12 protein-coding genes are annotated in these 12,497 nt (G+C 61.5%); 3 read left to right on the forward strand and 9 right to left on the reverse strand.

Annotated features, from left to right (window positions below; all coding sequences use genetic code 11):
• Positions 1-233: 233 nt before the first annotated feature.
• Entirely contained in the window at positions 234-440 is a 207-nt protein-coding gene (locus KXJ60_RS10280; protein WP_291126921.1) for a hypothetical protein, read from the forward strand.
• Between the two features lie 25 nt (positions 441-465).
• On the opposite strand, the gene KXJ60_RS10285 is transcribed toward KXJ60_RS10280, so the two are convergent.
• The 7 genes from KXJ60_RS10285 to KXJ60_RS10315 all read right to left on the reverse strand — a co-directional run bounded on the left by KXJ60_RS10285 (position 466) and on the right by KXJ60_RS10315 (position 7,783).
• Entirely contained in the window at positions 466-1,284 is an 819-nt protein-coding gene (locus KXJ60_RS10285) for a hypothetical protein (RefSeq protein WP_056581614.1), read from the reverse strand.
• Positions 1,285-1,295: 11 nt separating this feature from the next.
• Positions 1,296-3,935: an AAA family ATPase gene (locus tag KXJ60_RS10290; protein WP_056581610.1), complete on the reverse strand. Its 2,640-nt coding sequence runs from the start codon at positions 3,933-3,935 to the stop codon at positions 1,296-1,298.
• 119 nt (positions 3,936-4,054) lie between these two features.
• Positions 4,055-4,873, reverse strand: a complete 819-nt coding sequence (locus tag KXJ60_RS10295; RefSeq protein ID WP_056581607.1) for a TIGR02391 family protein — start codon at positions 4,871-4,873, stop codon at positions 4,055-4,057.
• Positions 4,874-4,890: 17 nt separating this feature from the next.
• The gene (locus KXJ60_RS10300; protein WP_056581602.1) at positions 4,891-5,826 is read right to left on the reverse strand and encodes a hypothetical protein; all 936 of its coding nucleotides are present in this window, start codon (positions 5,824-5,826) and stop codon (positions 4,891-4,893) included.
• Between the two features lie 12 nt (positions 5,827-5,838).
• On the reverse strand, positions 5,839-6,156 hold the full coding sequence (locus KXJ60_RS10305) for a hypothetical protein (RefSeq protein WP_056581600.1): 318 nt from the start codon (positions 6,154-6,156) through the stop codon (positions 5,839-5,841).
• Positions 6,153-6,482, reverse strand: a complete 330-nt coding sequence (locus KXJ60_RS10310) for a type II toxin-antitoxin system RelE/ParE family toxin (protein ID WP_198149213.1) — start codon at positions 6,480-6,482, stop codon at positions 6,153-6,155. Before KXJ60_RS10310 ends, KXJ60_RS10305 begins: the two co-directional genes overlap by 4 nt.
• A 101-nt stretch (positions 6,483-6,583) precedes the next feature.
• Positions 6,584-7,783 carry a site-specific integrase gene (locus tag KXJ60_RS10315; RefSeq protein ID WP_056581584.1) on the reverse strand — a complete coding sequence of 400 codons (1,200 nt, stop codon included), beginning with the start codon at positions 7,781-7,783 and terminating at the stop codon, positions 6,584-6,586.
• 277 nt (positions 7,784-8,060) lie between these two features.
• Between KXJ60_RS10315 and KXJ60_RS10320 the strand changes: the two genes are divergently transcribed.
• The gene (locus tag KXJ60_RS10320) at positions 8,061-8,684 is read left to right on the forward strand and encodes a DUF6806 family protein (protein WP_291126923.1); all 624 of its coding nucleotides are present in this window, start codon (positions 8,061-8,063) and stop codon (positions 8,682-8,684) included.
• A 94-nt stretch (positions 8,685-8,778) separates the two neighbouring features.
• The gene (locus tag KXJ60_RS10325) at positions 8,779-10,089 is read left to right on the forward strand and encodes an MFS transporter (protein WP_291126925.1); all 1,311 of its coding nucleotides are present in this window, start codon (positions 8,779-8,781) and stop codon (positions 10,087-10,089) included.
• Here KXJ60_RS10325 and murI read toward each other — a convergent pair.
• Both murI and KXJ60_RS10335 read right to left on the reverse strand, forming a co-directional pair.
• Positions 10,086-10,913: a glutamate racemase gene (gene murI / locus KXJ60_RS10330; RefSeq protein ID WP_291126927.1), complete on the reverse strand. Its 828-nt coding sequence runs from the start codon at positions 10,911-10,913 to the stop codon at positions 10,086-10,088. The two genes, KXJ60_RS10325 and murI, sit on opposite strands and share 4 nt — an antisense overlap.
• Positions 10,910-12,463: a fumarate hydratase gene (locus KXJ60_RS10335; RefSeq protein WP_291126929.1), complete on the reverse strand. Its 1,554-nt coding sequence runs from the start codon at positions 12,461-12,463 to the stop codon at positions 10,910-10,912. Before KXJ60_RS10335 ends, murI begins: the two co-directional genes overlap by 4 nt.
• Positions 12,464-12,497: the final 34 nt, after the last annotated feature.

Below are 12,497 nucleotides of genomic sequence, written 5' to 3' on the forward strand. Positions count from 1 at the left end.
CGTCGGTAGCGGCATCAGCGAACATCAAAATCTCCCAGAAACTGATGCCTATTGGAATTCAAACCGGGAGTTTTGGGTATCCGTGATCACCCCGAAACATAAGCATTCATGCGGGCGTCAGGGGTTTTGCAGGAGCGACTAAGAAAGCGGACCTCGGCGCGACGTTCATCAAGATCGGCAGCAACAACCGACGGCTGAAAATCTGGAACAAGGGGAAATCGGCCGCGCGCAACGTGTCGCTGTCGTTTCCCGATGGCAACGACTGCCTGGTTCAATCGGACATCGACTCGAAATTTCCGCTAGAGACACTGGACACGCTCCAGTCGGTGGAATTGATTGCGTCCATATCACTGGGTAGCAAAAGCAAGCACTCCATCAAGCTGACGTGGAGCGACGATTTCAGCGATCACAACGAGAAGGTGGTCTACCCGACGATCTGAAAAGATGCCTGCGCAAGGCCACTGGCTAGGAATAGAGCTGGCCGTCGGGACAAAGCAGACCAAACCACCGCTGCAGTTTCTTTTCTCGCGTGGCGAACGATCCTTCCAGTGTTCCCAACAGGAGGTAGTGCGCGTCGAGAACATCGTGCTCGATTTTCTCGTAGGCTTTTCCGCTCAGTGTGTCGGGAACACGTCCACCATAACGACAATATGCGTCCAGCGCGAAAAGCAACTGGACCTGCTGCCAACGAAATAGTGCCCAATCCCGGGTCATGATCGTGGCAGGCGGTAGTGGAAGTTCGCCCGAAGGGACTTCCAGGCTCCCGTAGAACTTCAACATTGCATCGGTATTGGTCGCGATGACCTCCTCGGCGGCCTCCCGCAGTGACTGTCGCTCCGCGCTGGTGCCTTCCAGAAGATTTGGGATTAGGGTCGGAATCAAGCGCACCCGGTCAAGAAATCGTTCGACATCTTCACGAAGTTCCGCCGTCTGCTCCTGAAGCGCCTCAGCCGCCGAAGGCGGCAGCGCGTAGTTCGCGCCGGTCAGCGCCTCGTTGAATTGGAAGCGGATATCCTCGTACCGCGTAGAGGGCTTGCCGCAGGCTTCGTGCGACTCTATCTCCTGTTTCAGCAGCGCCCCTACGTGATTGACCAAGATCACCGGGTTCTCGATCTTGGGAAACTTGGCGAAGCAGCGCGAGCGTCCCGGTTCGGACGACGAGATCAACTCGTAGAAAAGTACGTCGGCCATCAGCAACTGGTGCGACTGCGCGAGTTGCAGCATGTGCGCCGCCGTCGATCCTTGCAGGTAGTTCTTGTCGAGAACAATCGTGGGCTTTGCCATTGAAGTCCGGATCAGCTAAAGGTCGCCGCCTGGGGCTTGGCTTTCTCCCATGCCTTGCGCGCTGTGTTGTACTCAGCCTTGATGCGGTCCATCTGTGCCAATTCGTCAACCACGAAATCAATCGTCAACGGCACTTCGTGGAAGTCTGGCGAGTGGGAGTGAGCATCGATGTATCGGGATAACATCACCATGCGCGTGTGAACCTGTGCAGCAATGCCTTCATCAAAATACACCTGACTGAGGGTGAAGGTGATGTTCTCCCGCCAGCGGCGCACGACATTGCCGAACAGCTTTCGCTGAATGAAGTCCTCATAGGCGGTACGCAGGCTGCCACACGCCTTCTCCAGGCTGTCGCGCTGCTTGTCGCCATCCAGCGTGCGGGCGACGTCAAGGTGCTTTCGTGCGCGATCGTGTGCAGCACCTTCGTAATGTTCGTGAGGGAAGGCCAGGCTGTCGATGACACCTGGCTCTTCGGCCTCGCCACGCCACACGGTCCGGCCCGCGAAATCGACACCCTTTTCCACCGCAGCCGTCGCCAGATAGTTCGTAAACAGGATGTCGTGCGTAAAGACGATCACCTGCCGCTTGGCGGCTTCGTCCACCAGGCGTTGTGCGATCGCCTCTTTGCGTACATGGTCCATCGAGGTCACGGGGTCATCGAACACCACGCCCAAACAGGAACCGTTGAGTTCCACTTCAGTGAGAAAGTCGGCCAATGCCGCGGCGGTCTGTTCGCCCTCGCTCAGCACCGAAGACGGGTCGATGCCGGCCACGCTGGCGTTGGCAATCTCGATTTTGCGATCAGTCGTTCCAGCATCGCCCGCGAAGCGGAATTGCACCGGCAGCTTGAGCTGCAGGGCGGCGCAGTTCTCCGTGAATCGCGCGATGAAGCCCTGCGCCACCAGTTCTGTGGCCAGCGCTTTCTGCTTGCTGGTCACTTCGCGTTGGGATACGGCAAAGCCGCGGATGCACGAATTGGCCTTCACCACCCATTTGAGGTCTGCCACCGCCGCAGCGATGGCATCGTACTGGCCGGAGAGCACCTGGCGATCGAGTAACAATCGCTCCTCTGCCATCAACGACCCCATCAGTACCTTGGGGTCCTTCTGTCGCAAGGCATCGTTGTCGGATTTCAGGCGCTCAACCAACTCCGTGATGCGTACCGAGACCGGGTCATGGTCCAACATGCTCAAGCCAGGGTCGAAGGCACCGGCAACCGCCCGCGCCAATGCTCCGATGACTTCCCGATAGCCTTCGACATGACTGGAAACCGCCGCGGCCATTGCGGCATCCACCTCGGTCAAGGTCCGGCGCGCGACACTGCCCTCGTCGAAGAAGGCGAGACTGATCTTCGACAACTTCGTGCCATACCCTGCGAGCGTTGTCTTGGCCTGGCCAAGCTGCGCTTCGACACCACTGGTTGCGAACTGATAGAAGCGGGTCAATCGTGCAATGCCGTCTTCGTCGAGAACCTGATGGCAAAGCACGCATCGGGCCGCATCCGCCTTCGGTGGAAACGCCTCGTCAGGATAGGCTTCGGCGTTGTAAGCAATGGCCGCAGCCAGCAGGTCACGCCATGCTGCTGTGCCGATGGGCTGCACCGGCTCCTCGCCCAACTGTGCCGCTGAGAGCGCTGACGCCTTTTCCGTCAGCGTCTGAATCTGCTTGACGGCATTGGTGATCTGTTCCGCGACTGCAGGCGATACAGCCATGTGCAAACCTGAGATCGATGCTTTCAGTGCGTCCAGATCGATGATGCGCTGCTCATTCTGGCGAATGATCTCCTTGGGATCGGTGGTCCTGAGTGTCGCGAGTTGCTGGACAACCGATTCCAGGCGCGCGCGCTCCTCGTCGCCGAAGGCGGCCAATGCCTGCAAGCCAACGAGGTCCGTCTGTGCCGTCAGGGTGATCAGCAGCGAAGCGACTTCGGACGTGCTGCCTGGAATCGCGAACTTGTCCGTAGCGTGGGAACGTAGAGCGATGTCATCGCGCAGCTTGCGCTGGAGCTTTCCGAAGACCTCCACCATGCGGGGAAAAACATCGAACAGATAAGGCATGACTTGGAAGGCATTGCGCTCATCCAGATGGACACGCACGCAGGTCGAGTCGAACACCGCGAAGTTGTCGCGCAGTCGCTGGCAAGGCTCCTTGTAGACAAATGTCGTGTTGGAGCCGTCGTCGAAGGCAAACGTCGCGCTAGGCGTGGGTTGTTTGTGCTTGGCCAACTTCACATCGCCGAGAATCGCGGTTTGCTTGGAACGGGTGAAGCATGCGGCTTTGAGCACTCGCGCATAGCCGGACTTGCCCGCACCGTTGGGACCATAGATCACAGTGAGCTTGCGCCCGAAAGTCAGTGTTTCACCCGGCGCCAGGGCGTTGACGCCGGTCAGTGCGGTCATGGCGGTCACTACGCTTGAGTCCGTTGTGGGGCCGCCTTGGATCTGGGGCAAGGCGATGTCCCATGTGGCGCGTGGCATCTCCGTGGTGGCCAGTTGCTGGTCCATCAAGTACTCGCGGTAGACCTCATCCAAAGCCTCGTCCGGGAAATCGACGGCGCCAACGAGTTTGACCAGCAGGCACCGCTGCCAGTTGGAAAGCGTCTTGCCCCAAGCGGACAGCGCATCGAAGACATTGAACGCCGCTTGCGACATGAAGATTCCTTGTTTTAAGCCATTTGAATCTCGTTCAACAGGCTGGGACGGTCTATTCAGAGGAGGCAGGTGATTGTCGTATCACGATACAACAATCGATCAGGACGGCGTTGCGACGCCTACGAAAAGGACACTGCCGCTTTCTGCACGCCATCCAGTTTTCTATGGATCAGTGAAACCAGCGTCAAGATGTCGAGCGCATCCTGCTCAGACATAGGCCAATTCGTCTTCGGGGCATGGGCCAAGGGATTGCGCACGGCGCCGAACAGACCGATTAGCAAGTTCGCAAATCCTCTCTGCTCGCTCTTTTCGGACTCGGTGCTCAGTGGTCCCAAGACCAAGATTGGCTGCTGACCCGCGAACGCCTTGTTCACCAAGTCGGCACCATCGCCGGTCAACCCCGACAGTATGCGAATTCGCTCGGCGACACCCTTGCTCGCCTCGAAGACCGCATGAAAATAGTTCTCGTCCAACAGCTCGGCTCGGCAGTAATTCAAGACCTCCGCATGGACGACTCTGCTTTCCAGCGCCGCCTTGAGACGTCCAGCGCGTGCGCGGGCTGCATCCAACGTCGTCGCCTTGTCGGCATATCCCACCTTGCCATCGTCGCGAACATAGAAGCCAGAGAACGCCAGCACGACATTGAGTTCATCCCGCAGCCAAGCAAATGTTCCAGGATCGCGCACGTAGTTCACCGGGTTCATTGCGCGGTTGATGAACATAATCAGATGGTTGCCTCGCTGATGCTTGTTCTGCAACTCGGCGAGCGCGTTGAACAACCGCTTCCACTTCGTCATGCCCGGCGATGGGTCGATCACTTCCATCTCTTGCAGCAGCCTCCCAATCTGTGTGCCACTCAAGCCGCGCTCGGTGTCTGCAAGCACACGGCAGGCAGCTTCAAGATGCTGAGAACTGAACAGGTCAATTTGCGCCGCCATTGCCGACCTCTCCGCGTTTAGCGGACGACAACATCGAACGGTGCATGCACCGAGCGAAAGGTAGCGAGGATGCGGTCACGGGCGCAATCCAGTTCGTCCGCTACACGAGAACTGAGCATGTAGGTGGGGCAGTCCGCCTTGCCGCATTCACAATGCCGGATCTCGCCTTCTCGGAGGCGAGAGACGAAGATGCGGCGCAGTTCATCGACTTGACGCACAACCTGGGCCAGCACCTTGCGAACACGCTGATCTCTGATGTGATGGATCGATGGAATGCGCCGAATTTCGGTGCCTTCACGTGTTCTCCACGCTCCGGTGTTGAGTGCTCGAATGGTGTCCTCAACAGCTTGCTGGAAGGCGGGTAGCGAACTTTCCTGTTGAAAAGGTGTGCGAAAAGCAGGCCGGTCGAATACGGCAGCCATCAAACCCAGCGCCTCGGCGTCGGATAAGCCAGGGAAGTCATCAACGAATTTTCGGATCTCAGCTTCGGCTTCGGGGAACTCGACTCCCTGGACGAAGCGGTGCAAGAGGTATTCGCCACGCAAACGCAGGTTCTCCTCGAACTCGACGCTCGACCAGATCGTCACATGCGCTACGCCAAGTGCAGCAGCGCTATCGCTGATCCGTGTTCTGCTGGCGTCAGAGACTGCACCACGACAGATGAATTTGAAAGCATCTGGCGTACCGCCAGTAGCCTCGACAGCCTTCTCCATATCGGTTCGGGCTTTCGCCAGGGTCAGCATGTCACGATTAGCGCACTGGATAATCGTCTTGCGCGAAGGTCGATCGTCAAACTCCTCGATTCCGAAGATGTCTCGTCCCTGGTCGCTACCCGATTGGCCGTGCCAGATCAGGTCGCGCCAGCCGGTACGAACGTGATAAGCAAAAGCAAGGCGCTCAAATTGAACGCCGCTGTAGTCTTCAAAGTGAATCGGATGAACGATGCTTGCCATAGGCATCGAACATCAAGCCGCGTGCGCCGAGGGCGCAGAAGCCAGCGGCTGCACAGCCAAGCGTAGGCCCATCGTCTTGAGGATGGCGGTCAAGCTGTTCAGGGCGGGATTGCCCTTCGGCGACAACGTGCGGTAAAGCTGCGTCGGGTTAAGGTGAGCCTGTTCGGCCACCGCCTGCACGCCGCCGACTGTCTGCGCAAGCTGGCGCAGCACGGTCATCAGTTCGGCTTGGTCGCCATCGGCCAGGATGTTGTTGATGACTTCAAGTGCGAGCGCCGGATCGTTGCGGTACAGCTCGGCCATCGCCTCGTCATGGGATTTGCCTCTCATTCGTCGATTCTCCGTTGCCAGTCCTGCCAATAGCCCACCGCCCGGTCAATGTCCGCATCCTGGGTGCGCTTGTCGCCACCACACAGCAGCAGCACCAACCGTTGCCCCGCTAGGCCGTAATAAACCCGATAGCCAGGCCCCGCGTCGATGCGCAGCTCCCACACGCCATCTCGGCAAAACTTGTGGTCGCCGAAGTTGCCTTGCTCGATACGGGCCACGCGGCGGATGACCGCCACCTTGGCTTGTGCATCACGCAAGCGCCGCAGCCAGTCGGTGTAGAGATCCTTCTGTACGTCGGCCGAGAGGTAGTGCTCGATTCGGTACATTGTTATTTTCGTTTATAGACGAATGGAAGTCAAGGAGAAGGGGCGAGCCCGCGTCCACATTTCCGAGACACTGTCTCGGATTTCCCGGGTGGGCCTCCTTCTCATGCTTCGACCTCCGCCTGGCGTTGCGCACCCGTGATCGTCTTGCGCCGGGCCGCCACTAGTTCGGCCGCTTGCCGCACCGGATCGTCCTCGGTATGGACGTAGCGCATGAACATCGCCGCGGTCTTGTGCGCTGTCAGCGCCATGCCGACCTTTAGGGGAACGCCCGAATTGGCAATGTCGGTCGCCGAGCGGTGGCGGATACCGTGAGTGCCGACCTTCGGCACACCGGCACGGTCAAGGATGCGCCGCCACGCCTGATAGTAGGTGTGGGTGCTGAGGGGCTTGCTGTGGTCGAGGATCGCCGGGCAGACATAGGGCGAATCGCCGTAGCGAGGAGCATTGGTCAGCCGCCGGCGGGCTTCCTCACTCAAGGGCTTGGACATATCGCCGGTCTTGCTGTCCGGCCAGACCACCCGGCCGTTGGGTAGGTCGAGCCAATCCCACTGCAAGAGCAGGACTTCCGACATGCGTGCGGCGAACTCGAATTGCAGCCGGACTGCCAGCAGGTGGGTGGGATGCTCCAAGCCTTCGGCCTCGGCCTTCTCCAGATAGGTGAACAGCTTGGTCATCTGGTCGTCGGTGATGAGCCGGGTCGAACCCTTTTCCGGGTACTTGGGGACGTGGCGGCACGGGTTGGAGCCATCGGGCCGGTAGCCCCACAGCTCGGCCAGGTTGAACATCTTGCGGACGAGCGACAGCACCCGGTTAGCCTGGGTGGGCGACTTCTCCATGCGCTTCATCAGCGCGGTGATGTCGTGGCGTGTGACCTCGTGAACCTTCTTGCTGCCGAAGGCCGGGATGACGAAGCTGTCGATCTGGTACTGGTAGCCGGCCTGTGTGCTGGGCTTGTTGTGCGGCTTGGAGTGGTCGTCCATGAACCGGCCGCACAGCTCCTTGACCGTCGGCGCCTTGCGGGATTCGGCCTTGTCGAGTCCGGGATCGCCCCCGCGCCGGACTTCGGCCAGCCAGTCTTGCGCAAGCAATCGCGCCTGTTCGACCGTCAGTTCGCCGAACTGGCCGATTGCCGGCTTGCGCCGCACGCCGGAGTTCGTGCGGTACTGAACCATGAAGACCTTGCGGCCCGTTGGTGTAATCTTGCACAAGAAGCCCGGAACGAGCGTATCCCGGAGTTCCACGTCGCAGGTTTGAGCCTGCGATGTGTCAACGACGGACTTGGTGAGTTTGACCTTCGCCATGAGGTGCTCCTGAAAGGCCCCGATTCCAGGGGCCGGCTAGGAGCCAGGCGGAGGGGAACCGGGGCGGTTTGCATCGCGCACCGGGATATGATCGAAGGCACTGGCCTCGGGGAAAACCTGCTGCAGCAAGCCTCATCCAAGCCCATCCTTAGTCCGGTGCGGATGCCATGCTCAGGCTTAAAATCCGCCGCATCCTGAAAAGGGGCGTACCGGTTCGACCCCGGTTCGAGGCACCACTTCTAGGATTTTTCCGGTTTCGCCGGTACAGTGAGTTTCCATGACCCGATACAACGCGCCCTTCGAAATCCATGTGCACGGCGACGTTCCCCTGCGCGAGGAAGTGGCCTACAACCAGATTCAGGACGCGCTCAAACCCTTGTGGCAATACGCGGGTGCGCGTTCGCTCGCAGCGGCTGCAGAGAGCAGTTATGAGGATGAACCAGGCATTCGCTTCGATGCCGAAGCACACGTGCTGCAGATCTGCTGGACGGTTCCTGGTGACGAGGACTTCCGCCAAATCATCGAAGAGGCCTGCATGGGCCTGAATGACATCGCTTCGGCAGGGGCACCGCTGGAGGTGTCTTTCTACGACGCGGAGTACGACGAAGAGGATGAGGCTTCGCAAGAAGAGGCCCGGGACGATTTCCTGATGTGTTTCGTGGGGCCCACCCCTGCCGCCATCATGCAGGTCCAGCGCGATCTTCTGGTGCAGGATGTGCTGCACATCATGGAGCGTCACTTCGAACAGGCTGAGCTGGGTGAGGTGGTGGGCGTGATCGACAAGCTCTTCAACCAGCGGTTTGAATCGCTGGTCAATTCCATGCAGCTGGGCAAGCCGCCGCGTGGCTATGGTGGCCCATCCGGGCACGGTGGCCCGCGCAAGCCGCGGCATCTGCACTAGTCCGTGCATCACCGCGGTGGACAGTTCTTTCCCTCGCGACACGTACTAGACTCCAGCCCAGCGCGAGCAGATCGCCTCGCCGTCTGGAGTCTTCATGGCCTTTTTCTCGACCGATGCCCTGAACCCTGGCGTGCGCAAGCGCGAGGTGTTTGGTTGGGCGATGTTCGACTTCGCGAACTCGGGTTACACCACGGTGGTGATCACAGCCGTGTTTGCCGCCTACTTTGTAGGTGTGGTGGCGGGTGGTGCCGATTGGGCGACGTTTGCGTGGACGCTGGCATTGAGCGTGTCGCATGTCGTCGTGATGTTCACGATTCCTGCGATGGGCGCCTGGGCGGACCGCCACGCGGCCAAGAAGCGCCTGCTCATGCTGACTACGTTGGGCTGCGTGCTGGCCACGGCTGCATTGGGGCTGGTGGGGCCGGGGGCGGTGGTGCTGGGGGTGGTGCTCATCGTGGTGTCCAACGTGTTCTTTGCCTGGGGGGAGTCGCTGGTGGCGGCCTTCCTGCCCGAACTGGCAAAGCCTGAGGCGATGGGCCGCGTCAGTGGCTGGGGCTGGAGCCTGGGCTATGTCGGGGGCATGCTGGCCTTGGGACTGAGCCTCGCGTATGTGCTGTGGGCGCAAGCGCAGGGACAGAAGGCTGAGCAGTTTGTCCCTGTGACGATGCTGATCACCGCCGGTGTGTTCGCTGTGGCCGCAATGTTCACCCTCGGGTTGCTGCGCGAACGTGCCCTGCCGCCCGCAAAACTGGAAGGCGCTTCCGGTTGGCGCGAATCGTTGCGCCAATTGCGCCGCACATTTCAGGAAGCGCGGCGCTATCGGGACTTCATGTGGTTGCTCGCCTGCGTGGCCGCCTATCAAGGCGGTGTGGCGGTAGCGATCACGCTGGCCGCCATCTATGCAGAGCAGGTGATTGGCTTCGTGCAGCAGGAAACCATGGTGCTGATCTTCGTGCTGAACATTGCGGCGGCGCTGGGTGCACTGGCCTTCGGGTACTGGCAGGACCGGCTGGGGCACAAGCTGGCACTGGGCATCACGCTCGTGGGTTGGGTGGCGACCTGCCTCATCGCGGCGATCACCACCACCAAGGGCGGCTTCTGGTATGCGGCTGCCATTGCCGGGGTGTGCATGGGGGCGAGTCAATCTTCAGGTCGCGCCATGGCGGGCATGCTGGCACCGCCTGCGCAGCTGGCCGAGTTTTTTGGTCTGTGGACTTTTGCCACGCGCGTGGCCAGCATCATTGGGCCGCTGAGCTACGGCGCCATCACTTGGATGACCGGGGGCAACCAGCGCCTGGCCATCGGTTTCACCGCGGTGTTGTTCGTGCTGGGTCTGGCTCTGCTGATGCCGGTGAACATGCAGCGCGGGCGCGCGGCGGCGCTTGGCATTGCGCACAAGCCCTAGTTGACGGCTGGGCGCAGTTCGGTGGCCAGGCGTTGGGCTTCGCCCTTCAGGCCGAGCCAGCGATGGGCGGCTTGCGTCAATGCCACCGGGTCGCCCGTGGTCAGCAGCAGAGGTTCGGCGAACGAGCTGGCTTCGGGCGCTTGAACGCCCAGCACGTCGCGCGTGCGGCGGGCAACGGCCACGCCGGTGTCGACCAGCGAGACGTCGGGTCCGCACAGCTGGCTGAGCGTGTGCAGGGCAAACGGGTAGTGGGTGCAGCCCAGCACGATGGTGTCGACGGCGTTCGGGCTGCCTGCCATGTGCGTCACTTCTTTCACATAAAGCTCGCACAAGGACTGGATGGCGGGCTGGTCGTGCCGTTCGATGGCCGCGGCCAGGCCATCGCACGGCTGGCAATGGAACTGCAGCGGGCGTGGCGATGCACGCATGAGCTGGTCGCGCAAGCGGGCAAAACGCGCGCTGCCCAGCGTTCCGCGCGTCGCCAGCACGCCGATGTGCCCCGTCCGGCTCAGGGCCGCTGCTGGCTTGAGCGCAGGCTCCACGCCAACGATGGGCATGTCGGGAAATTGCAGGCGCAGTGGATCGATCGCGTGAGCGGTGGCGGTGTTGCAGGCCACCACCAGCGCGTCGATGCCATGCTGCGCGCGCAGGACCTCCGCTATGCGGTGGGTTCTCTCCGAGACGTCTTGCGCGGTGCGTTCACCGTAGGGCGCGTGGGCGCTGTCGGCGGCGTAGACGAAGCGGGCGCCTGGCAGCTCGGCGAGCAGGGCCTGCAGCACACTCAGGCCGCCGACCCCGCTGTCGAAGACGCCAATGGTTTTCAAGCGGCGGCGACGCTGATGCCCTTGAACTCGCCCGTGGCGATGCGCTTTTGCCACTCGGCCGGGCCGGTGATGTGCGCGCTGGTGCCGCCGGCGTCGACCGCCACGGTCACGGGCATGTCCACCACGTCGAACTCGTAGATGGCTTCCATGCCCAGGTCTTCAAAGCCGACGACCTTGGCGTGTTTGATGGCCTTGGACACGAGGTAGGCGGCGCCGCCCACGGCCATCAGGTAAGCGCTCTTGTGCTTCTTGATGGACTCGATCGCCACCGGGCCACGCTCGGCCTTCCCGATCATGGCGATGAGGCCGGTCTGCTCCAGCATCATGTCGGTGAACCCGTCCATGCGGGTGGCGGTGGTCGGGCCGGCGGGGCCCACGGCTTCGTCGCGCACCGGGTCGACCGGACCGACGTAGTAGATGACGCGGTTGGTGAAGTCCACCGGCAGTTTCTCGCCTTTGGCCAGCATGGTCTGGATGCGCTTGTGCGCGGCGTCGCGGCCGGTGAGCATCTTGCCGTTGAGCAACAGGGTCTGGCCCGGCTTCCAGCTGGCCACCTCGGCCGGCGTGAGAGCGTTCAGGTCCACGCGCTGGCTCTTCTGGGTGTCGGGCACCCAGTTGACGTTGGGCCAGAGGTCCAGGCTGGGCGCGTCGAGGTACACGGGGCCGCTGCCGTTGAGCACGAAGTGGGCGTGGCGGGTGGCCGCGCAGTTGGGGATCATGGCCACGGGCTTGCTGGCCGCGTGCGTGGGGTACATCTTGATCTTGATGTCGAGCACGGTGGTCAGGCCGCCCAGGCCTTGTGCGCCAATGCCCAGCGCGTTGACCTTTTCATACAGCTCCAGGCGCAGCTCCTCGACCTGGTCGAGCTTCTCGCCCTTGGCGGACTTGGCCTGCAGCTCGTACATGTCGATGTCGTCCATCAGGCTTTCCTTGGCCATCAGCACCGCCTTCTCGGCGGTGCCGCCGATGCCGATGCCCAGCATGCCCGGCGGGCACCAGCCAGCGCCCATGGTCGGCACGGTTTTCAGCACCCAGTCGACCACGGAGTCGCCCGGGTTGAGCATGATCATCTTGCTTTTGTTTTCGCTGCCGCCGCCTTTGGCGGCCACGGTCACTTCCACCGTGTCGCCGGGCACGAGCTCGGTGAAGATCACGGCGGGGGTGTTGTCCTTGGTGTTCTTGCGCGCGAACTGCGGATCGGCCACCACGCTGGCGCGCAGCTGGTTGTCGGGGTGGTTGTAGCCGCGGCGCACGCCTTCGTTGATGGCGTCGTCCAGGCTGCCGGTGAAGCCTTCCAGGCGCACATTCATACCCACTTTCAGGAACACGTTCACGATGCCGGTGTCCTGGCAGATCGGGCGGTGTCCGGTGGCGCTCATCTTGCTGTTGGTCAGGATCTGCGCGATCGCGTCTTTGGCCGCCGGGCTTTGCTCGCGCTCGTAGGCGCGGGCCAGGTGGGCGATGTAGTCGGCGGGGTGGTAGTACGAGATGTATTGCAGGGCGGCGGCAATGCTCTCGACGAGGTCGTCGCGCTGGATCGTGGTCGTCATGGGGAGGACTGTGATGGGTTGATGAAGGACGCTC

It is taken from the genome of Hydrogenophaga sp. (assembly GCF_019264445.1).
Taxonomy (GTDB): Bacteria; Pseudomonadota; Gammaproteobacteria; order Burkholderiales; family Burkholderiaceae_C; genus Hydrogenophaga.

Bases quoted from the DNA above. Each gene is read 5' to 3' on its own strand.
- KXJ60_RS10285 (WP_056581614.1), bottom strand. From the start codon at position 1,284: ATGGCAAAGCCCACGATTGTTCTCGACAAGAACTACCTGCAAGGATCG.
- KXJ60_RS10290 (WP_056581610.1), bottom strand. From the start codon at position 3,935: ATGTCGCAAGCGGCGTTCAATGTCTTCGATGCGCTGTCCGCTTGGGGC.
- KXJ60_RS10295 (WP_056581607.1), bottom strand. From the start codon at position 4,873: ATGGCGGCGCAAATTGACCTGTTCAGTTCTCAGCATCTTGAAGCTGCC.
- KXJ60_RS10300 (WP_056581602.1), bottom strand. From the start codon at position 5,826: ATGGCAAGCATCGTTCATCCGATTCACTTTGAAGACTACAGCGGCGTT.
- KXJ60_RS10305 (WP_056581600.1), bottom strand. From the start codon at position 6,156: ATGAGAGGCAAATCCCATGACGAGGCGATGGCCGAGCTGTACCGCAAC.
- KXJ60_RS10310 (WP_198149213.1), bottom strand. From the start codon at position 6,482: ATGTACCGAATCGAGCACTACCTCTCGGCCGACGTACAGAAGGATCTC.
- KXJ60_RS10315 (WP_056581584.1), bottom strand. From the start codon at position 7,783: ATGGCGAAGGTCAAACTCACCAAGTCCGTCGTTGACACATCGCAGGCT.
- KXJ60_RS10320 (WP_291126923.1), top strand. From the start codon at position 8,061: ATGACCCGATACAACGCGCCCTTCGAAATCCATGTGCACGGCGACGTT.
- KXJ60_RS10325 (WP_291126925.1), top strand. From the start codon at position 8,779: ATGGCCTTTTTCTCGACCGATGCCCTGAACCCTGGCGTGCGCAAGCGC.
- KXJ60_RS10335 (WP_291126929.1), bottom strand. From the start codon at position 12,463: ATGACGACCACGATCCAGCGCGACGACCTCGTCGAGAGCATTGCCGCC.